Annotated in this window: 1 protein-coding gene; it reads left to right on the forward strand. The window is 57.0% G+C overall.

Annotated features, from left to right (window positions below; translation table 11 throughout):
* Nucleotides 1-346, forward strand: a 346-nt coding sequence (locus tag EN925_RS39205) for an NAD-binding protein (protein WP_164894856.1), incomplete at its 5' end; no start/stop codon positions are given.
* Nucleotides 347-460: the final 114 nt, after the last annotated feature.

Raw genomic sequence — 460 nt, forward strand, 5'->3', positions numbered from 1 at the left:
CGGTGTCGCCGAAGCCTTCGTTCTGGCCGAAAAACTCGGCCTGTCGCATCAGGCGCTGTTCGACGTCGCCTCGACCTCCTCCGGCCAGTGCTGGTCCTTGACCACCTACTGCCCGGTGCCCGGCCCGGTGCCGACTTCGCCCGCAAACAAGGACTACAACCCAGGATTTGCAGCCGCCTTGATGCTGAAAGACCTGAAATTGTCCCAGGAAGCCGCGCAAGGTGCGGGTGCTGTAACGCCGCTTGGTGCCGAAGCGGCTCAGCTTTATGCCTTGTTCAACGCCCAGGGACATGGCGGCGTCGATTTCTCCGGCATAATTAATTTTCTCAGGGGTAGCCCGGCGTAACCCGCGGATTTGGCGGATTTGGCGGATTTTTCCGGTTTCCTTCGGTGGAAAAAATGAAAATTTAGATTTGCTTAAGCTCTCGATAACTCCGCGGTAACGATGTCCCTATAAAAC

This window comes from Mesorhizobium sp. M7A.F.Ca.US.006.04.2.1, assembly GCF_004022915.1.
Taxonomy (GTDB): domain Bacteria; phylum Pseudomonadota; class Alphaproteobacteria; order Rhizobiales; family Rhizobiaceae; genus Mesorhizobium; species Mesorhizobium ciceri.